The organism is Bradyrhizobium sp. UFLA05-125 (assembly GCF_059803515.1).
The window spans coordinates 55771-76577 of the sequence record NZ_JBANBJ010000027.1 but is presented as its reverse complement, the minus strand read 5'-3'; the positions used below and the strand labels follow the sequence as shown (position 1 = coordinate 76577).

The window sequence follows — 20807 nt, the reverse complement described above, 5'->3', positions numbered from 1 at the left end:
ATCTACTATCTCGTCATCTGCATCTAGAAGGTCTACTCCCAATGCGATCTCCGCCGTCTCGTGTATTCAGGCTCCAAAGATCTCAAGGCTTCGGGCCGGTCAATTGCGTCGTCTTGCGGCTAGCGCGCTACAAACGACGCTTCATGAAGCCAATGCGCAGAGATGTCTTGCTGTCGCGCTGTCCCTCGCGGCGAGTCCCTTCGGCGGCTTGGCGCCGGCGCACGCTGCCGACGTGCCTAACCCCAAAAGCGGCACTTCGAATCAGATTGCTCAGGGAGGACTTCAAAAGAAGGACTATCGTGCTATCAAGCCCCGAGGCTACCGGTCCGAAGGAGTGGTGCATCCCGTCGGTAGCTCTGCACGCGTACAGAAAGTGATCGCTCTTGCGTCAAAGTCTGACAGCGCGGTTGTCCTTACAAAGAACGCAACAACTCAATTGAGAGCCGATCCATTTGCAAGGTTCGAGAACCTGCGCGAAAAAGGCATGTGGCTCAACATTCCTGGCCCTGCCGATACGATCGACCAGGACTACGGCGGCGTCAGATCTGCGTTGGCAGACGTCGGGATCGGTTATGTCGGCGGGACGGTAAACACATTCGTGGCCAATCACCTGCCGAATGCGGCCAGGAGCACCATCCGCGATCAGCTATATATTGGCCAGAATCCGACATTTAATACCCTAAACTTCATGATCGTGACCTATGATCTCAGCCGCTTTGGGATTCCCGATGGTCAGATCATCGTGGGCGCCCAGCAGCAATATTGGACATGGAAGCCTGGGGGGCCAGACAGATTTGGGATTAATACGCTTGCTTACTATCAGACGTTTTTCGACGGCAAGTTTGAACTCAAAATGGGTTATCTCCGAAACATAAATGAGTTCGTGGGAACTGTGGTCGGAGGAAACGCAGCAGTAAATGTTTTTGGGGCCTCATCGAATATCTTATACCAAGCAGGCATAAGCAACAATGCCGCGCCAACGCCAGCTGTCAATCTGAAGTACAATTTTGGTGATCGCTTCTACAATAAGATCTCGTTGCAGCGTTCACTCAGTCCAGACGGCCAATCTGCCCAGATTGCCGAAAATCCGACCGGCCTAAATTGGGACACGACCAACGCGGGCGTTCTTCTGCTTGACGAAGCCGGCTACAAGAACCGAGCCGCACCGGGTTCGCCCGAGACTTGGTTGCGGGCAGGTGCCGGTTTCAACAATAGCAGCTACAAAGACTTGCAGTATCCGACGCAACCGAGAGCTAACGCAAATAGCGTTTATTACGTCGCAGCCGACAGGCAGCTCTGGCAGTCTGATGCCCAAGGCTCAGCGGCTCGTGGCATCTATGGCGGATTTTCTGTGATGTACGCGCCGCCTGACTTAAACAGGGTCAGTCAGTACTACGAGCTCCGTCTTTATGCGAAGGGAGTGTTTGACAGCCGGCCACACGATCAGATTGCTGTGGTTGCCACAAACACCGCGTGGAGCAACTTTGCAGTGGATGCAGCCTTGGCCAAGGGGCACCTTGTGCATCGCGACAGTACGGCGATTTCCGGAACATATACAGCGCATTTGGCGCCCGGCATATATTCAAGCATAGGACTGACCTATATCAATAACCCGACAAGCATCACATACACCCCCCGAACGGGACATGCGTTGAATCTGTTGGTCTCCACGTCGATATTCTTCTAACCGCGAAGAGGGCGTCAACCTATGAAGAACCATCGCAAATTTGCGGAGTCCGCTTTTCGCAAACGTGGCCGCGCGGCTGAGCGGAAAACCGCCTGGCAACTACGCCTTCATCCATCCAAATGATCACGTCAATCTCGGTCAATCCACCAACGACGTGCTTCCGACGGCCATAAGGCTCGCGATCTTTCGTGTGTCGCAAGGTGCTTCGCTTGCCTTGATGAAAGTGGCCGCTGCCTTCTCGGAAAAGAAGAAGGAGCATTCCGAAACCTTGCGCCTTGGCCGCACATGTTTGCAGGATGCTGTTCCGATGTTGTTCGGTCAGACATTCGGGGCATATGAGGCGGTCCTACAGCGTCATGCGAAGCAAGTGGAGGAGTTGCGGCGCCAACTCCTGGTCCTTCCACTCGGTGGTACCGCAGTTGGTACCGGACTTAACTCTAAACCTGGCTACAAACAGGCGGTGTTCCGACACTTGTCGACCTTGATTGGTGACGAAATCAAGCCAGCTGCCGATACATTCGATGCGATGCAGAATTTAGTCGCGTGTGCGCGGTTATCGGCCGAACTTCGAAATTCAGCGAATTCCCTCTGGAAGATTGCCAATGACCTCATTGTGCTCTCGTCGGGTCCCGGCGGCGCTATCGGAGAAATTGCCTTGCCTGCGATTCAGGCTGGATCTTCGGTTATGCCCGGCAAGGTAAACCCAGTTATTCCTATAGCGGTTTGCCAAGCAGCATTTGCGATCTTGGGGAACGATGCTGCCATCGCGATGGCCTGCCAGCACGGCCTGCTGGAGATCAATTGCTAGACATGCTAGTTTGCGATCGCCTGATCGAGTCCATCATCCTCCTTCAACGTTCGGCGACGATCTTCCTCGAGCGGTGTGTGTGCTCGCTTACGGTTAATGAAGAGCGGTCCCGACAGAATTTGCTGGCGTCCAGTGCGCTAGCGACAGCACTGGTACCTGAGTTCGGGTACGCCAGTGTCGCCGCGGCTGTAAGAGCGGCGCTCAATGAACATCGACCTTTTCTCGAGATCGCCATCGAACGTGGACTAGTGAGGCGCGAAGACGTGGAGTCGCTCATGTACTGCGCTGCGATTGAAGCGACTAAGACGATGACGCATGAAGGCGCAGCCATAGCCTGATCGACGCGAGTTGAACGAAGGCAACGTAGTTGGCGGCAAGTCTGTCGTAGCGCGTCGCGACCCGCCGATATTGTTTGATCCTGTTGTAGAACCACTCGACCTGGTTGCGAAGCTCGGTAGAGATAAGGGCTGAAGCAGATCGGGTTGCTGCGATTGATTTTCGGCGGGATTTTAGCCCATGCTCCCTTCTTCATGGCGAGTTCTCTGATCCAGTCAGCGTCATAGCCACGGTCGGCAGGCAAAAGTGAGACGGAGTTTAGACCACAGAAGCAGTTTGGGAGTCTGAATCACGGGAGGCTTGCCGAAAGCAACGTTCGTGGCCCGTCCTGATGCGACGCCTACGGGCAAAAGCAGACATCTACCCACCGACAATCCTCCAGGAGCCATCAAAAATGACCCAAGGCGGTCCTTCAAGGCACCTCACAGCCCCACGACAAAGTGCTAGGCTCCTCTTCCCACAAGCGGTGTCCTTACGGGGGAGCACATGCGACGCCGGGATTTCATCGCCAGGACGGTGGCCGCCGCACTGCTGAAACTACTTTCGCCCAGATGCGCGGAAGCCGGGGAACGGATTTGGCGCTTGGGTGTACTCACGCTTGTGGATGTCAGCCTTATCCGTACCGTCATACTGCCCTACTTAGCGTCACGCGGCTTCGTCGAAGGCCGCAACCTTGTCGTTGACATACGCGTTGGCGCGGCGGAGCAAATGCCGGAGCTGGCACAAGCGCTGGTTGGCAACAAGCCCGACGCCATCATCGCCGCATCCGATTGGGCAATTCATGCAGCCCGCGCGACGACGAGTACAATTCCGATTGTCGCCGCGCCAATGGGTGCGGACCCGGTCCGCGCGGGCGTCGCCGAGAGTTGGGCGCATCCGGGCGGCAACGTCACGGGCGTTTCTCTGATCGCCCCGGAACTCGAAATCAAGCGTCTCTCGCTGTTGCATGAAATCGTGCCTTCGGTGCATCGGATCGCCGTCCTGTCCAATCATCGCACCGTCGTCGAAGCGGGCTTGTTGCCCTTGCGCAAGGCTGCTGCCGAGGTCGGACTTGAGCTGGTGGAAATCTGGATCGAGAGCGCGAACGAGTATGAAACCGCGTTTTCTGACTTGCGCGGGTCCGGCGCGGAAGCCCTGGTGATCGCGCCGACGCCAGAACTATCTCGCGATACCGCACAGCTCGGCGCACTTGCCGCGAAAAACCGATTACCCACAGTTGGTGGCTTCCGCGAGAGTGCCCAGGCAGGCTTGCTAATTGGCTATGGTCCCAGTCTCAGAGAACTTGACCGGCAGGTAGCAAGTTATGTGGAGCGCATCTTCAACGGCGCGCAAGCAGGCGAGTTGCCGTTTCAGGGCCCCACGCGGCTCGATTTCGCCATCAACATGAGGACCGCCAAAGCGCTTGGTCTCACGATCCCGCCGTCTTTCCAGGTGGCCGCCGACGAGGTGATCGAATGAGCTTGCGGATGTCGGCTCGTGGCCCATCGCGACATATTGCGCTGCGCACGACTTGGTCGCTACAGAGGCAAAGCAGACATAACCTTCGTCGCGTCATCGGCCGGTTTATCGGTACACGGCCTAGCATAGGGAAGTAAGGCAGATCGTTTGAGGTAACGAGCCGCGAACTCTTCGTGGATGTCGAAGAGCAAGCGTTGAGGAGTTCATTGTTATCGGTACTTACAAGGTCTACTGTTCACTAATATTTGCGCCGCAAAGCCGATGGTATTCCACCGCATGATGCCGTGAGAATATCCGTTCTTGATCTTCGTGTCTTTCACTGAGCAATATTTCTTCGCGGTCGAACCTGATGTGCGCGCAGATCGTTTGGCCATCGGCGCCCCGGCACGAGATGCACTGACCTCCAATGCTTGGCGGCTTTCGAACGAACGCGTCGCTCTCCAGACACTCGTGCCGCGATTCCGACGAGCCGAGATCATCGCCGCTAGTCAGATTGACGATGTTTATCGATCTTATCTGATCGGATAGCCCGAACAGAGCCTGTTAAGCGCTGGTACGAGGCTTGCTTAAAGAAGTCAAAACCATGTCCCCATATGGCGTTGGCGCAATACTCACGCTTCCCGAGGACATGGAGTGTTTAGCAAGAGTGTTCGTATGTCCGGTGTTGCTGCCGCTTTTCTCCCGCCTTTAAGCAGTTCACAGGTCACGGTTTACGATCGTCTCAAGGATATGGTTCCGAAGCTTGCACTTCGCGGACAAGCGGGTTTCGGTGTTGCAGCTTTCATGCACGAGAAAGGTCTTCGATTTGCAAGATCCTTTCAATCAACCGCCAAATTGGCGCCGACTGAGTGCAATGAGCGGGATCAGAATTTTAGACCCCATGTTGCAATCGCGCATATTCGTAGTCTCCGCCGCAGCGGCAACGGTGATGGCGACTTTCAGCCTGTTCACAAGGATGGCCCCAGCGCCCGTCACCTGACGATTTCTTTGGACGGTGCGTTGGTCAATGCCCGTGAACTTAGGAAAGAGTTGCTTGCGGAGGGGCATACCTCAGGCATCACCACAGATGCTGAGCTCTTGCTCAAATTGATAGAACGATCCTGCGAGCGCAACTATTGGCGGCACGATCTGCCGGTCGACTACGAAAACATCTTTCGTGAGATTGATGAGCGCGTTGATGGCGCCATCAGTGCGCTATGTCTGGACGGAGGGGGCAATCTCATTGCCTTCCGTAACCGATGTGGTGTGCGACCTTTGGAGACTATGCAAACGGATGACGGGTTCTTGCTCTTTGCGTCTGAAAATTGCGCCTTTGCCGGGCTGCAAGGCAAGGCGGATGAAGTGTTGCCAGGCCACATCAAGTATGTGGATGGGAAGATGGGGCGTTGTTTTGATCGGTTAGTGAGCACTAGGCGGCATAATGCCAAGCTCTGCGCTTACGAAACGTTGTACTTGGGAAATCCGAACACGTCGATCGAGGGCCGATCTCATTTCGAAACTCGTTACAATATCGGGGGCGCCCTCGGTGGACTTATTGCGGAGCGTGTCTCAACAGGACCAGGCTCCGCGCCAATCATCGTGTCCTCCATGCCAAATACCGGGGGGCCATACGCTGATGGTCTGTTTGCAGCTCTCGCCGCGCGAGGTGTCGTCGCCCAGCGTCGGGAGGTCATCGAAACTCAGTTTTCTCAGCGAACTCTGATCGGCGTGCTTAGCGAGCGGAAGTCTAGTATTGCCCGAAAGTACCGCGCTTCGGCAAAGGACCTGGCCGAAAGCACGGTAATAATTGCCGATGAAGCCCTCATTCGCGGTGACACTAGTCGGACTGTCACGAATTTGCTCCTTGCCGCTGGCGCGAGACGTGTGCATTGGGCGATCGGCTCGCCGCCGATAGTGGCTCCAAATTACTACGGCATGGGCATCGAGACTCTAGATGAATTGGCATTCTGGCAGATATGGAAGGGATTATCGCCCGAACAGAAGAAGAAAAGCCTTAAGTTTCACAACATCGAGCCGCAAGTTCTCAAAGCCATCGAGAGCAAAATTGCGGTATCGATCAACGCAACGGATATAACCTATCTGCCCTTCTCACTTCTCGTATCCTTGTTACCGTGCGGGCATGACGGCATCGATCTGTCACCTTTTACGTTCGAGATGCCAACGCCAGCTGGGCAGAAGCGCGCAAATAGAAACTTGCGCAATTTGATAGCCGATCTCCCCTATTCGGAATCAATCCCTGCTTGAGGTCAGATCATGAAACCGGCTCTCGTCTTTGACTGGAATGGCACCCTGCTCGACGATGCCGACGCGTTATTGCAGACGACTAATGCCATATTAAGACGCTTTGGTCGTGCAAAGATCGATATGAACACATTTCGCGAGCATTGCGACGTTCCGCTTTCGATTTTTTATCGAAATCTGGGAATGTCGGAATCAGAGGTTGCTGCCACGGATCGCGACGGGAGTGCTTTTTTTCACGACGCCTACGAACCGCTTGCTGGTAACGCCAATTTGCGCGAGGGCGCGCGCAGAATGTTGGAAATAGCTCGCGAGCAAGCGGCTTCGTCTATCATAGTGAGCAACCATATCGTCGACCCGCTTCGTGCGCAGTTGCAAAGGCTTGGTATCAATGACTACTTTGACGAGGTGCTCGCCTTTGAAAACCGCGACACGCAGTACAAATCGATGAGCAAAGGGGAGCGACTGCGTCTGTACATGCAGGCGAACGACCTGAAACCGCCGGCAACCTTCATCATTGGCGATATGCCCGTCGAAGCGAATATTGCACGTGATCTTGGGCTCATAAGCATAGCCATTACCGGCGGATTTGTTTCCGAGTCGCGCTTGCGGGCAGCGGAGCCGGACTACATCGTTCACAACCATCACGAGCTGTTGCCGATCTTGCAGGGGCATGGGTTTTTTCAGGATGTACCAATCAAGGCCGCCGAAGACCAATGACGAGCCAATCCCTAGAGTGGAGCGAGGGAAAGGCTGCCTCTCGAAGCTGGACGCCTATGGATCGGTGTCGCTATCAAGCTCCGGAGCCTCCGGTTTATTGATAGCGGCCACGAATGGGTAACGATTTGGCCGGTCAAACTCTGCCGGCCGAACGGCGGAGGGAGTTAAGTTCGCCTCCTTAGTCCATTCGGGCCGAAGACAATCCCTCTGCTCTAGCGCAGGCCTTTCGCTACGGACACGGTTCGACATCGAGTCCGCTTCGGCTTCCCAACCGGGTTGGGAAGGCGTAATTCGCCAGCCGCTCCCAGATTACCCAACCTTACCCAACCTCCGTTTTGAAAACCCGCTTGCGGCGAAAGAATGGTGGCTAGCTTTCGCGATGCTGCGGCCTTTCGGAAGAGGAGGGGCGCGTGGTTTGCGGGCCAAAGAGTCCATCGGAGGGAAACATGCCAAGGAAGCTTGCCGCTTTGCGCGGCCGTTCGGCCAATTTTGTCAAGAAAGCGCTCATCTGCACCACGCTCTTGGCCGGAGCGGCCATTGCGTCGACCCAAGCCAAGGCAGACGACATCAACTGGCGCCAGTTCGAAGGTACGTCGATCGTCTGGGCGTACGACATCCATCCGTATGCCGACGCGGTCGCAGCCCAGTTGCCGGAATTCGAGAAGCTCACGGGCATCAAAGTGACGCCGGAGCTTTATCCGGACGATGCCTATTGGAATAAGCTGACGATCCAACTCAGCACAAAATCGCCAAGCTGGGACGTCGTGGGTACCGGGATTCAACCCGCCTGGGATCTCGCGCCGGGCCAGTTGCTCGAGCCGCTCGATCGTTATCTGAACGATCCGAAACTCACCGCGGCAACCTATGACTACAATGATTTCTTCCCTGCGCTGCGGGATGCGCTGACCTGGACAGTGAAGGAAGGTCAGATCGAGCCGGGAAGCGGCCAGGTGTGGGCCATCCCGCACGGCTTTGAGAATATTCAGCTGTTCTACCGTAAGGACATCCTCGACAAGTACGGCATCAAGATTCCGACGACTCCGCCACAGATGTCCGCCGCTTGCGAGAAGCTGAAGGCTGCGGACCCCGCGATTATACCTTTAGGCGTTCGTGGTGTGCGGTTTTGGAGCAGTATCCATACGGCGGCCATCTCGATTGCCAGGTCCTACGGCGTTCATGATTTCACGGTCAAGGACGGCAAGCTGGACACCGGCCTAGACTCGCCCGAGTCGGTCGCGTTCCACAAGGACTACGTGGACATGATCAAGAAGTGCGCTGCTCCGTCCTTTGCCAACGACAACTGGTACCAGGTGGTTGATGGGATCAATTCCGGACGAACGGCGATGGCGATCGATTCCAATATGTTCGGCTTCTGGAACGACGTGGCCGGCAAACCCGCCTCGGGCAAAATCGCATTCGCGCCCCCGTTGTATGCTCCGAACAGCAAGAACTTCGAATCCAACATCTGGATCTGGTCTCTTGCAATGAACGCCGCTTCCCAGAAGAAGGGTGCAGCCTGGCTGTTCATCCAGTGGGCAACGTCAAAACAGGTCGAGCTGAACGGCGCTGTTGCCGGCAAGCTCGTCAACTCTCCGCGCGCTTCCACCTGGACCGATAAGGCCTGGCTCGAATATGCGGCAAAGCCTGAGTTCAACAACTTCGTCGACACGTTCAAGAGCGTGCAAGACAGGGCGCAACTCGCCTTTACAGCCCGCGTCGGCTTTGCCGAAGCAATGAATGCTTGGGCTGTGGCCATGCAGAAAATGGTCAACGGAGCTGACGTGAAGGCAACGCTGGCCGACCTTGCTTCCGAGATCCGTTCGTCCATGTGAAGGCGCCAAAGCGGGCGGCAGGCGCAATTGCCGCCCCTTTACATCTTAGAGATTCGTGAAATGGACCTTCGAGGATTCGACGGAATCGTGACGTTGCAGTCTTCGGCCAGTCAACTTGCCTCGCCAAAGGACAAGCAGGTCAAGAGTGCCGAGGAGCCGCGTGTTGATTGGTGGAGCATTGCCGCAATTGCTCCAGCCATCATTATACTTCTCGGCTTTTTGTTCCTGTTCTTCTACGGGGTCTTTCAGTCGCTAACGGACCTTAAGTTCGGTCGGCCGCTGGTCCACTTCGTCGGGCTCAGCAACTACGCAGCGTTGATCAAGACGGAGGATTTCTGGAACAGTGTTCGTACGACACTTGTTTACGCCGGATCGGCGGTACTTATGGAGGCGGCTTTCGGTCTCGCACTTGCCAAGCTGTTCGCAACTGAAGTCGTCCTTGCGCGAGTCATGCGGCCCGTCATCCTACTTCCGCTTGTCCTGCCGCCGATGAGCGTAGCGCTCATGTGGACGACAATGATGGACCCGCAAAACGGGATCATGAACTATTTGCTGTCGCTTGTCGGCATTGGCCGGTTTGCATGGATTTCAGATCCCGGCACAGCGATGTCCTCCCTGGTCCTGATCGACGTATGGACTTATACGCCGTTCTTCGCGTTGATCATCTTCGCTGGCCTTCAAGGGATCAACGAGGAGGTGAGGGAGGCTGCTCGCGTCAATGGTGCGAAGGGTTGGGCAACCTTCCTGCATATCGAGCTGCCGCTGATTGCTCCATACATGCTGATTGCGGCAGTGTTTCGGCTGATCGAGTCCCTCAATCAGTTCGACATCATCTTCGGGACAACCCAAGGCGGGCCCGGCAACAGCACCTCCGTACTTTCGGTGCGCGCCTACATTACCGCATTCCAAAATCTCGCCTTTGGACGTGGTGCCGCCCTTATGGTCGTTAACTGGATGATCGTTCTGTTCGGAACTTTCGCCATGGTCAAGCTGTGGCGCTTTGTCCGGCAGCGCGTAAGCTGAGGAAGCAGCGCATGCGGTTCAATCGCTCGACGCCCACAAACCTGGTCTTGAACATCCTCGTCGGCATTTGCGCATTGATCCTAGCCTTTCCACTTATTTGGATCGTAATGATGTCGTTGAAGCAGCAGGCCGAGGTCATGACCTGGCCGCCAAGCTTCCTGTTCTCGCCGACATTGGAAAACTTTCGCGTCCTATTTGATGTCGCGCAGGCAGGAGCGACCAGCTACGGCACTATCAAGGTCGATTTCCTCACGCCGATTACCAACAGCGTCATCATTGCGCTTGGCTCCGTCTTCATCTCGCTGCTCGTGGGAGTGCCTGCCGGCTACGTCCTGGCGAGGCGGGACATACCGCTCAAGGAAGACATTGCGTTCTTCATTCTCGGATTCCGCTTCGCCCCTGTCCTCCTGGTCGTCATCCCTCTCTTCAGCGTCTTCCAGACGATCGGATTGTATGACACCTATATCGGTATGATCTGGGTCTATCAGGTCGTCACATTACCAATGATCGTGTGGCTGAGCCGCTCCTATATCGAAGACATCCCAAAGGACATCGAGGAAGCGGCTGCGATGGATGGTGCCAAGCCCTTCCGGATCGTGCTGCACATCGTGCTGCCGCTCTTAAAACCGGGCCTGATCGGTGCCTCGCTGCTCATTTTCCTACTCGCCTGGCACAACTTTGCCCTTGGTCTGATCCTCTCCTCGTCGAAGGCGCCGGTGACGGTGGCTCTTCTCAAACTGCTCAATCCGGGCGTGCAATTCTACCCAGTTATGGCGGCAGGCCTGGTCGTGACGATGATCATTCCCGTCATTCTGATCGTGATCGGCCAACGCCACCTCGAACGTGGCCTTACCTTCGGTGCTGTAAAATGAGTGCCAGGCCATTGATGTTCTTCGGAACGACCAATCTGGATCTCAGCTTCAACGTCGAGCGCCTTCCAACGCCGGGCGAAAGCCTGATGGGTACGCTCACCCGCAACCCCGGAGGGAAAGGCGCCAACCAGGCTGTCGCTGCCGCTCGACTTGGCCTTCGGCCACATTTCTACACACGTCTCGGTGATGATGATGCCGGTCATTCCCTCTTGCAGTCATTGAGTGAGGCTGGCGTTCGCCCAGACGCAATCAAGATCTGTCCTGGAGAAGTCTCCGGTTCGGCCCTCGTTCTGGTCGGTGACGATGGCTCCAACATGATCGTCATAGATCCTGGCGCCAATCTGAACGTGGGGCCGGAGATGGTGGAGAGCGCGGCCGAATTAATCGAGCGCGATGCGATCGTTGTTGCCGAAATGGGTATGCCGATCGCGGCGCTCAACCGGCTCTTCGAGCTGAAGCGCGATAAAGGCTTCGAGCTCATCTTTAACCCGGCGCCAGTGAGGCCAGGGCTTGCATCGGCGGCGTGGAGAAGCGTCGATTTCGTCACACCGAACCAGACGGAGGCTTTTGAACTGACGGGCATCGAGGTCGACGACTTCGACAGTGCAGCATACGCGGCTTTGCGGCTTCTTGATCTCGGGCCAAGTGCCGCGCTGATCACTCTGGGGGCGCAGGGCGCCTATTATGCCGACGCAACGCGCTCTTTTGCTCTGCAGGCTTTTCCCGTCAAGGTCGTCGACACCACGGCGGCCGGAGACGCCTTTAACGGAGCATTCGCCGCATCACTGGCCCAGCGGTTGCCTCTAAGGGAAGCCGTAAGGAAGGCGCTGGCTGTCGCCGCCCTGTGTGTGACACGGCGCGGCGCTCAAAACTCCATGCCCAATGCAGAGGCGGTTGACGAGTTTCTGAAATCCCAAACGATCTTGGAGTTGGAATGACCACACGGTTCTCAGTTTCCGATAGAACGGTCCTCGTCACCGGGGCCGGGGGCGGCATCGGCTCGGCCATTGTGAATGCATTTAGGGCAGGAGGGGCGAACGTCCTTGCCGCCGATGCTAACCTGGACAATCTCGAAGACATTTTGGCAAGCTTGCCCTATGGCAACGGCGCATTGCCGATGGCCATGGATGTTTCGCGTGAGGACGATATCGCCAGGGTTCTGGATGAGGTTGCCAGACGCTTTGGCCGACTCGATGTGCTGGTGAACAATGCCGGTATCAAATCTGCCCAGCCGCTCCTGAACGGAAATGCAGAGAAAATTGAGCGGACTATCCAGGTCAACTCGGTCGCTGTTTTGCGCTGCTCAAAACTGGCGATCGACCGCTTCATGAAAGCCAGGGGCGGCCGCATCATCAACGTCGGCTCCTCACTGTCCTCGCAGGGTGCAGTATTCAACTACCAGGCCGGCGGCGCAGATTATTGCTTGTCGAAGGCGATCGTCCACGACGTCACCAAACTACTCGCCTATGAATGCGCGCCCCTTAAAATCAATGTGAACGCAATTGCGCCGGGAATTATCGATACGCCAATGCATGGGCGTCCGCGAGAGGAAACCGAAGCGCGCCACAGTGGCCGGATCCCCTTGGGACGGCTGGGGGTCCCGGAGGATATTGCTGGACTTGCCGTCTTCCTTGCGAGTCCGGCGGCCTCCTACATGACCGGGCAGATCGTTCACGTGAACGGCGGGATGCTGATGAATGGCTAGCAGTAGCTCTAAGATCGACTGGCCGCCAGTCGAAGGCATCATTTCGGATCTCGATGGGGTCGTTTATCGCGGGAACGCTGCGATATCCGATGCTATCCAGGCATTTGGAAGATGGCAGGCGGCCGGATTGCCATTCTGTTTCGTGACAAACAATTCGACGCACACGCCCGAAGATGTCGTCCGCAAATTGGAGAACTTCGGACTCCAGATGGCGCCGAAAGACGTTGTCACGAGCGCCATCACCGCCGCCGAGCTCGTCCGCGCGAAATATCCTCAAACCACACGTGTCTTTGTCATCGGCGCGCCATCCCTGGTGAAGGCTATCACGGAGGTGGGGCTCGAGGTGACAGACCGAAAGCCCGAAGCTGTGGTCATGGGGCTCGATCGCCAGATTACGCATGAGAAGCTGCGGATTGCGGTCGAGGCGATCTTGAACGGCGCAGTGTTCATCGGAACCAACCCCGATCTCCTCTTGCCGACTGCCGGCGGATTCGAGCCTGGGGCAGGAGCAACGATCACCGCTGTGGCTGCTGCTACGAAAGTTGAGCCTCTCATTATTGGTAAGCCCGAGCCCCATATGATCGAAACCGCACTTTTGCGTCTTGGGACGGCGCGTAGCGCCACACTGATGATCGGTGACCAGATTCCGACCGATATTCAGGCAGGCAGGCGCGCGGGCCTTCCGACCGTGCTGGTCACGACCGGGGTGCCGCCCCGGGAGGATCCGACCCTGGCCCCGCCAGATTTCATCGTATCCAACCTGACGGAGATCGGGGTCGCGAGAGCGCTGGCTGCGGAACAGAGGAGAACGTGATGGCCGATGTCCGTTTGGAAGGCGTCAATAAGGCTTATGGGACTATCCAGATCCTGCGCAATATAGACTTGACCATCGATCATGGCGAATTCGTCGTGTTCGTCGGACCATCGGGGTCGGGCAAGTCGACGCTGCTGCGAATGATCGGAGGGCTGGAGCGCATCAGTGGCGGGCGGCTCTTGATTGACAACGAGGTTGTCAACGACGTTGATGCGGCCGACCGTAACCTCGGCATGGTGTTTCAGAGCTATGCGCTTTATCCGCACATGACCGTGCGTGAGAATCTGGCCTTCCCTCTGCGTATGGCCAAAGTGGCGAGAGCCGGGATCAATAGCAGGGTCGCTGAGACGGCATCGCTGCTGCAAATCGATCATCTGTTGGATCGCAAGCCTCGGCAGCTCTCTGGCGGACAGCGGCAGCGCGTGGCGATTGGGCGCGCCATTGTGCGCGAACCCAAAGTGTTCCTGTTCGATGAACCTCTTTCAAACCTGGATACGGAATTGCGAGTGCAGATGCGGGTCCAGATCGCCAAGCTCCACAAGCAGCTTGGAAACACCATGATCTATGTGACGCACGACCAGGTCGAGGCCATGACCATGGCTGACAAGATCGTGGTGCTCAAGGATGGCAATATCGAGCAAGTAGGCACCCCGCACGATGTTTATCACAACCCGGCATCCCGGTTTGTGGCCGGATTTATTGGCTCGCCCAAGATGAATTTTCTCGACGGCCACATCGAGGCCGCTCACGAGGCAGGCATGGACGTCAAGCTCGATGCAGGCGCCACGGTCTCCGTCCCCGTCCAACCGGATCAGTTGCTCGTCGGAAAGCCGATCACGCTCGGAATTCGGCCGGACGATTTCTCTCCATTCGCGGCGGAGAAGAGGGAAGTCGCGATAGAGCTCGACGTCGATCTCGTAGAGCATCTTGGAAGCGTCACCTACATCTACGGAAGTGCTGGCAAGGCAGCTGTCGTTGCAAAGGCGCCGAAGCCCGAGCCGCCGAATGGGGTTGGCAAGGTTCGTCTTGCGGCTTCGCCAGCGGACTGCCATCTCTTCATGACGAACGGAAAAGCACTCCGACGCTTGCATGCGCCGGCAAATTGGAGCTAGTTTTCGAAAGCCTGCCGTGCAGGAGGCGAGGCCGGTATGCACATGCGGGCGGACCACGTAAAGGGCGGCGGGATCAGGCGGTTCTTCCGGAACTCCCGTTCGTTTGTGCTTGGAGCGGGAATCGGATCGGGCATGACTGCACGAGCTGCCGAACGCGCGGGCGCCGATTTCGTGCTTGCTCTTAATGCCGGCCGTTTTCGCGCTATGGGTGGCTCTTCGCCTGCATCAATTCTTCCAATCCGCGATACCAACGAATTCGTGGCTGGCTTCGGCCGTACCGAAATCCTGCCCTCGACGAAATTGCCGGTCTTTTTCGGGGCCTGTACCTTCAACCCGCAGCTCGATATCGACCGCTTTCTCGATCGCATCATCAGGTGGGGCTTTTCCGGAGTCACCAACTTCCCTTCCATCATCCACATTGATGACTACAGAAGGTCACTGCTTGAAATGTCCGGTCTTGGCTATGCGCGAGAAATCGCGTTCCTGGCGAAGGCCGCAAAACGCGGGCTGATGACGATTGGCTATACGCGGACCCAATCCGAAGTAAAACGCATGGTTGACGCGGGCACTGGAGCTATCTGCATCAACTTCAATCTCAACCGCGGCGTGGAAAGCGGGTCCGAGCCCCTGATCAGTCTGTCGGAGCTTGCCGCACGAACGAGCGCGGTTGCGCGTGCGGCTCAGTCCATCGACAGAAACGTGATTTGCCTGCTTGGCGGTGGGCCAATAACCAAGCCCGACGAACTTTTGGATATCTGCCGCGAAACGGGCGTCCAAGGCTTCATCGGCGGCTCGTCGCTCGACCGCGTCCCGCTTGAAATGTCGGTCCTTGAGGTGACGTCGGGCTTTAAGACCATTCACCTACTACGGGAGAAGGTCGATCTCCTTGAGCGCCAGCTTCAATTGAGCGGATTCAGGCACGGCGTCATCGCGCACTCCTCAATCATGAAACGCGTGCTCGAGACTGCAAGGCGCTTGGCCAGCAATCCCAATCCCGTGCTCGTTTGGGGCGAGGCGGGGTCAGGTAAACGACGAATAGCCAGCCTCGTTCATGCCTTTAGCGATCGCAAACACACGAAGCCGGCGCTGTTTCATTGCCGCCCCGGTCTAGCCATCGATATGGTCGGCACGCTCTTCGGCGCCGAGGGCGATGAGAACAGGAGACGCCAACTATCGCTCCTGGAAGCCGCAAGCGATTCTTCGCTCTTGCTGATGCATATCGATCAGCTGTCGAGGGATGGCCAAGAGCGGCTCGCCGACTATCTCGAGACGGGGAGCTTCACGCCGCTGAACGGCGTATCCGCTGCAAGGTCAAACGCCCGGATCATCGCAACCGCCACAGTGGCTCGGGCAGCAGGTTTGGAAAGTGTTCTATGTCCCCGCCTCCTTGCCTTCTTTGTTGGGCTCGATATCGAGCTACCCACTTTGCCAAACCGGCTGGAGGACCTTCCGCAACTCATTCAGCATTTTACGGTCGAGGCCAAGGGAGACTCGAACGCGCAAACGCTGGCGATAGAAAAATCTGCATTTCTGGCGCTGGCGGCTCATCACTGGCCCGGAAATTTGAGGGAATTGCGCCAGATCGTCAACCAACTTGTCGCTCTGAAAGACACGCATATAAGCGCCGAAGTGCTCAAACCCTTATTGAACGCAGCGTTACCTGCTAAGCCCACATCGGCATTCTCTGAGCGCGAATGGATCATCGAAGGGTTGAAACGAAACAAGCTTCACCGCGGAAAGACAGCCAGGTCTCTCGGGCTTTCAAGAAAAACCCTGTACAATAAGATGAAGAAGCTGCGGATCCTGGAATAACCTCGTGGCGCTTAGGTTTTTTGCACTTTGCGCTTCGAGCTCGGTCTGTCGACGAGCGCGAACGTCGGGACTGTCGATTTCCGCGGCCTAAGGCTTGCCAGCTCCATCTCTTCGTCAATCGTCAGGTTGAGAGCTTCCTCCGGTAAATAGATGATGCCGTCGAGATGCGAGCCAAGTCGCCTCTCTGCCGTTGTGATCTGAGGATCGTTGCCGGCGGCGAACAAGATCTTGAACCCCAGGCTCGCAAACCATTCCATTCGCCGAAGTTCGAGCTCCTGTCCGGTGTCAACCGGCACGCCGTCGGTCGACCGCTCAAGAAGGGATGCAGGTGGGAAGTTTATCACCCCCGTCATCCCGGCTTCGTTCAACAACTCGGCAACATCCTCCCAGCACGCGAAGGGATCGATCATGACCATGGCCGCATAGACAGGAGCGCATGTCCTCCGCAGTGCGCGCAAGTCTCGAAAAAGGCAGTCGTTCCAGTCAATGACGGGCAAGGTGGCCATGACTAGCATGGAGCCTTGCGGAAGACTTCGCAAAGACGGTGCATAGATTTCCACGGCCGCGCCTTTTGGTGCGGCCGACAGGCGGGTCGCAACTTTGCCAATAAGGGGCGCTTTCACGGCTTCTACCCAATATTAGCCGTTTGGACATTGTACCAATCTTATACGCGGTTTCAGCCCGGTCTAGATCACCTGGTATTCAGAGCGTTCTGCGGAGGAGGATTCTATTGACCGGGTGCACTGGGGCAGAGGTCCAGGATAAGAAGCTTGTTGAAGCCATATAACTTTGAACTAGCTCAATTCTGTATTGCGAAGCCACTGAGCGCTCGGGACTAAGCATGTTTCAGTCCGACAGCTCGTGACAGGCAAGCCGCCAGGACGAAGCTTTTTTCACTCATGTGCCCCGGGCCGAGATACCGCATTCCGGCGCTGTTCTGGGAAGAGCCCAACGTAGACAAAACGGGTCAAAAGCCTCCCGCGCGCTTCGCAGCGCCAAACGCACCCGCTGGCAGACCGGTTGTCTGCCTCCTCCCTTAACTTGAGCCGCTGTTGGAGAAGCTCCGGCAGCGGCATCTTTTTAGCCGTCCGGGAGCCTCGTTGGCAGCGCGACCGCGCGCGAGCATTACAAGGACGTCGTAGGCATCTTAGGCCGTGCGCTTGTGACTTTCGCCGTGCATCCCTCCTCAGACGCCCGCAGTCGATCGCCGGGGACGCTCAAGGTTTCTTAAGCGGGCAGGGCGCGATTATATGGCTGGCAATTGCCCGGAAGACTCGGACTTGGAGCGGTCGCCGCGGCACGAGGGAGCAACGACGACCCAGTCTAATCTATCGCAGCTTGTCGAAACTCGGCACCCACAAGGAACGAGGTACTCTCCGCGCGGCTCGCTTCTGGTCCTGTTCGTCGCAAGGCCGCAATCACGCAAAGGATCTTATCTGCCTTGGTACTTTGGTGGCCGCTTCTCAAAGAAGGCGTTCATTCCCTCCTGCTGATCAGAGGTGGTGAAAGCGACCCGGATCGCCTGACGTTCAAATTCCACGCCGGCATCGAGGGGCATTTGATAGGCGGCTAAAACTGCAGCCTTGGCAAGCTCCGCCGAACGAGGCGGCTTGTGAGCGATCATGTCCGCGATTTCGAGGGCTCGCGCCTGTGCATGACCGGTTTCGACGACTTCGGCGATTAACCCCGCCTGCAACGCTGTACGAGCCGAAATAGACTGACCGCTAAGGATCATCAGCATCGCCAGGGACTTGCCCGCCACGCGCGTCAACCGTTGGGTCCCCCCGTCACCGGGCAGAACTCCGATGTTGATTTCAGGTTGCCCAAAGAGCGCGCCTTCGCCTGCGACGACGATATCGGCGAGCATCGCAAGTTCGTGACCACCTCCAAAGCACACCCCTTCTACGGCAGCAACAATCGGCTTCGGACAGTTCGTGATGTCGCGCCAATCGTTGCGCCGGACTGGATTGTTAATGGCCTCGAAGCCGCGCAGCTGCATTTCCTTGATATCCGCGCCGGCAGAAAAGAACGCCTCGGTCCCGCAAAGGACGATGCAGCGGACGTCCTCATCTGAAATGGCATCCCGCAAGGCCGACGCAAGCGCCGCAATAAGCTCATTGCTCAGTGCGTTTCGCTTCGCCGGCCTGTTCATGGCCAAGAGACGGACGTGCGGGAGCGGGGAGGTGCACAGTATAAGTTCGGATTTTGGAATCACGAAAGAAATCTCCAGAATAGCTGGGAGAAAACCCAGAACTTGACCTTAGCTTGGATAGCGTGACTTGCCCCCAGCCCCGGGGACCCAGAGCGTCGTATAAATCAAAGTCGCCTCTCGATTTCATCCATCCTTCCGAGCAATCAGGATGAGGCCGGGCGTATCCTCTCGACAACGGACGACGTAGGTGGGCATCAATCGAAGTTTTTGGCCGACCTACCCGAAAGCCTTTCTGCTTCTTGCCTCCTGGATCGCGTGCTCCGAGAAGCCGAAGGACGACAGAACCTCGTTAGTGGCCGCGCCAATGGTCGCCGGATGAATGCGCACGCCCGGAGGGGTTCGGGAGAGTCGGACCGGCAGTCCGGCGAGCGGCACCGGTCCGCGCCCGGGCACTTCGACCTGCCACATGATCCCGTTCTGACTTGCCTGAGGATGGCTGATCGCCTCCGGAATTTCATTCACAGGTGAGCAAAGCAGGTCCACGGCCGCCAAGCGAGCGAGCACTTCCTCAGTCGTCAAGTGCGCAAAGGCGGGCTCACAATGATGTTGGATCGTGGCCAGATTTTCGATCTGCTTTTCGCGCGTGGCGAGTTCGGGTCGCGCACTTATGTCCGGTAGGTTGAGCGCCTGGCATAGCAAACCAAGTGGATTGTCGCGAAATAGCATCACGACGGCAACCCAGCCGTCAGCAGTCCTGACGAGCATCGCCTGGCGTATCCAGTTGGTTTTCACGCCATAGATGCTCTCACTGGCGATCTCGCACAGCTGCATCGCAAGTGAAACGTCGAACAAAGACGTCGACACCATTTGTCCGCGGCCTGATTTCTGCCGCTCGATCACGGCCGCGAGGATGCCTTGGACGAGCGACATGGCCGCGCCATAATCGACAATAGGAGAGTTGGTCAGCTGCGGAGGCTGGCGCTCTTGAAGTCCGCCCCGTGCCAGGCCGCTAAACGCCTGCGCTAGCATGTCCTGACCTGGCCGATCTGCAAGAGGACCAGCTTCTCCGAAACCGAAGCCCGCGGCATAGATAAGACGAGGATTGCGCGCGCTGAGATCGCCATAACCAAGACCCAGCCGTTCCATGACGCCGGGCCTGAAATTATGCATCAACACATCGGCCCGACCGACCAGCGTCAGGAGGATCTCCAACGCGGCGGGGTTCTTCAAATCCAGGGCGAGGGTTCTCTTGTTCCTGCCCATCGCCGCGTAATAGGCACTCATCCCGCCGAGGCGGGTGGCTTCAAAATCAAGGCCGCGTGTGATGTCACCCTGCGGTCGCTCGATCTTGATGACGTCTGCGCCGAGATCTCCCAATACCTGTCCGGCAAGCGGCACCTGCATGACCATGCCGACTTCCAGGACTACCAGGCCGCGAAGGGCGCCCCCGCTGTCGGAGGCAGTAGATTCATCGATCACGTCAGGCCTTTCTCAATCTCAAGGAGCGCCTCGCTACCATTTGACTTGGCCCAAACGCTATCTCGGCCCTTAGCTTGCGTCAACATTATACTATCTCAATGCTAGATTGATATATCCCAATAGCGACCGAGAGGCGGAGGCGGCTTGATCATTGAGGTTTGGAGCGGCGATATGCGGCATGTGAGCAGCTAAGCGGAAGTTAGCTGTGGCAGCCGCAGAGGGCCGGGGGCGTGTAACTGATCAGAGCGGGACGGCGCTCAGTCGTTGGGCGAAACATTTTCGAGAGCCAGTTGAGCAGGATCTGAACCACATCCGCCTGGCTCGGAGGAGGGGCTAGGCTCTTGGCCGGGGAAATATCGCATTCACCGTCGCCATTGGTCGTTGTGAATCCTCTGAGACCCTTTTCGGCTTCACGGGTCTGCGGCTTTCACATAAGCGAGGAGGCGAGGAAACGAAGTCGACTAGCTGGTGACCTTCAGGGTATGCGCGCGTGGTGACGTTGAGTCTGCTCTTCGCCGCCTTTCCGATGCCGCTGACCAAGCGCTACGATGCCGCGCCTTGCTTCGCGTTCCGCTCAATCATCTTTGTCCAGGTCCACCGGCAATTATCCTGATCGAAATTTGAGGATTGATGTCGAGGCCGTGCCATTCGAACAAGGTTCGATTGACCGACGTAGCGAACATTGAATTGAGCGGCATGCGTTTAGACGTGATCCAGAGACTCTTCGGATCTGGATCGAAAAAGCGGTGCACCCGCCCT

18 protein-coding genes and 1 pseudogene are annotated in these 20807 nt (G+C 57.0%); 15 read left to right on the top strand and 4 right to left on the bottom strand.

Features of this window, described 5'->3' with window-relative positions; translation table 11 throughout:
• Window positions 1-103 precede the first annotated feature (103 nt).
• The 3 genes from SO156_RS23325 to SO156_RS23315 all read left to right on the top strand — a co-directional run bounded on the left by SO156_RS23325 (window position 104) and on the right by SO156_RS23315 (window position 2833).
• Window positions 104-1687, top strand: coding sequence for a carbohydrate porin (locus SO156_RS23325; RefSeq protein ID WP_498536383.1), 1584 nt, complete (start codon window positions 104-106; stop codon window positions 1685-1687).
• Window positions 1688-1751: 64 nt separating this feature from the next.
• The gene (locus SO156_RS23320; RefSeq protein ID WP_498536382.1) at window positions 1752-2495 is read left to right on the top strand and encodes a lyase family protein; all 744 of its coding nucleotides are present in this window, start codon (window positions 1752-1754) and stop codon (window positions 2493-2495) included.
• A gap of 2 nt (window positions 2496-2497) precedes the next feature.
• Window positions 2498-2833 (top strand): hypothetical protein, encoded by a 336-nt coding sequence (locus SO156_RS23315; RefSeq protein WP_498536402.1) that lies wholly within the window; start codon window positions 2498-2500, stop codon window positions 2831-2833.
• Here the strand turns inward: SO156_RS23315 and SO156_RS23310 are convergent.
• Window positions 2796-2955 (bottom strand): annotated as a pseudogene (locus tag SO156_RS23310) (IS5/IS1182 family transposase); the annotation flags it as partial. The gene SO156_RS23315 and the pseudogene SO156_RS23310 sit on opposite strands and share 38 nt — an antisense overlap.
• 362 nt (window positions 2956-3317) lie before the next feature.
• Here SO156_RS23310 and SO156_RS23305 point away from each other — a divergent pair.
• The 12 genes from SO156_RS23305 (at window position 3318) to SO156_RS23250 (ending at window position 16417) form a co-directional block, all read left to right on the top strand.
• A complete protein-coding gene (locus tag SO156_RS23305; RefSeq protein WP_498536381.1) occupies window positions 3318-4289 on the top strand; it encodes an ABC transporter substrate-binding protein in 972 nt (323 codons plus the stop codon).
• A 300-nt stretch (window positions 4290-4589) separates the two neighbouring features.
• Complete coding sequence (locus tag SO156_RS23300; RefSeq protein WP_498536380.1) at window positions 4590-4817, top strand: hypothetical protein; 228 nt, start codon at window positions 4590-4592, stop codon at window positions 4815-4817.
• Between the two features lie 126 nt (window positions 4818-4943).
• Complete coding sequence (locus tag SO156_RS23295) at window positions 4944-6533, top strand: amidophosphoribosyltransferase (protein ID WP_498536379.1); 1590 nt, start codon at window positions 4944-4946, stop codon at window positions 6531-6533.
• 9 nt (window positions 6534-6542) lie between these two features.
• Window positions 6543-7247, top strand: a complete 705-nt coding sequence (locus tag SO156_RS23290) for an HAD family hydrolase (RefSeq protein ID WP_498536378.1) — start codon at window positions 6543-6545, stop codon at window positions 7245-7247.
• Between the two features lie 446 nt (window positions 7248-7693).
• Window positions 7694-9079, top strand: coding sequence for an ABC transporter substrate-binding protein (locus SO156_RS23285; RefSeq protein WP_498536377.1), 1386 nt, complete (start codon window positions 7694-7696; stop codon window positions 9077-9079).
• A gap of 60 nt (window positions 9080-9139) precedes the next feature.
• On the top strand, window positions 9140-10102 hold the full coding sequence (locus SO156_RS23280; protein ID WP_498536376.1) for a carbohydrate ABC transporter permease: 963 nt from the start codon (window positions 9140-9142) through the stop codon (window positions 10100-10102).
• An 11-nt stretch (window positions 10103-10113) separates the two neighbouring features.
• On the top strand, window positions 10114-10974 hold the full coding sequence (locus tag SO156_RS23275) for a carbohydrate ABC transporter permease (RefSeq protein WP_498536375.1): 861 nt from the start codon (window positions 10114-10116) through the stop codon (window positions 10972-10974).
• Window positions 10971-11912 (top strand): ribokinase, encoded by a 942-nt coding sequence (locus tag SO156_RS23270; RefSeq protein ID WP_498536374.1) that lies wholly within the window; start codon window positions 10971-10973, stop codon window positions 11910-11912. Before SO156_RS23275 ends, SO156_RS23270 begins: the two co-directional genes overlap by 4 nt.
• A complete protein-coding gene (locus tag SO156_RS23265) occupies window positions 11909-12679 on the top strand; it encodes an SDR family NAD(P)-dependent oxidoreductase (protein WP_449379864.1) in 771 nt (256 codons plus the stop codon). The genes SO156_RS23270 and SO156_RS23265 overlap by 4 nt, the downstream gene beginning before the upstream one ends.
• Window positions 12672-13493 (top strand): HAD-IIA family hydrolase, encoded by an 822-nt coding sequence (locus tag SO156_RS23260; RefSeq protein WP_498536373.1) that lies wholly within the window; start codon window positions 12672-12674, stop codon window positions 13491-13493. The genes SO156_RS23265 and SO156_RS23260 overlap by 8 nt, the downstream gene beginning before the upstream one ends.
• A complete protein-coding gene (locus SO156_RS23255) occupies window positions 13493-14605 on the top strand; it encodes an ABC transporter ATP-binding protein (RefSeq protein ID WP_498536372.1) in 1113 nt (370 codons plus the stop codon). The genes SO156_RS23260 and SO156_RS23255 overlap by 1 nt, the downstream gene beginning before the upstream one ends.
• 36 nt (window positions 14606-14641) lie before the next feature.
• Window positions 14642-16417 (top strand): phosphoenolpyruvate hydrolase family protein, encoded by a 1776-nt coding sequence (locus tag SO156_RS23250; protein ID WP_498536371.1) that lies wholly within the window; start codon window positions 14642-14644, stop codon window positions 16415-16417.
• Between the two features lie 11 nt (window positions 16418-16428).
• Here the strand turns inward: SO156_RS23250 and SO156_RS23245 are convergent, their stop codons facing one another.
• The 3 genes from SO156_RS23245 to SO156_RS23235 all read right to left on the bottom strand — a co-directional run bounded on the left by SO156_RS23245 (window position 16429) and on the right by SO156_RS23235 (window position 20048).
• Complete coding sequence (locus SO156_RS23245; protein WP_498536370.1) at window positions 16429-17040, bottom strand: hypothetical protein; 612 nt, start codon at window positions 17038-17040, stop codon at window positions 16429-16431.
• Window positions 17041-17849: 809 nt separating this feature from the next.
• Window positions 17850-18632, bottom strand: coding sequence for an enoyl-CoA hydratase-related protein (locus SO156_RS23240; RefSeq protein ID WP_498536369.1), 783 nt, complete (start codon window positions 18630-18632; stop codon window positions 17850-17852).
• Between the two features lie 213 nt (window positions 18633-18845).
• On the bottom strand, window positions 18846-20048 hold the full coding sequence (locus SO156_RS23235; protein ID WP_498536368.1) for a CaiB/BaiF CoA transferase family protein: 1203 nt from the start codon (window positions 20046-20048) through the stop codon (window positions 18846-18848).
• Window positions 20049-20807 lie beyond the last annotated feature (759 nt).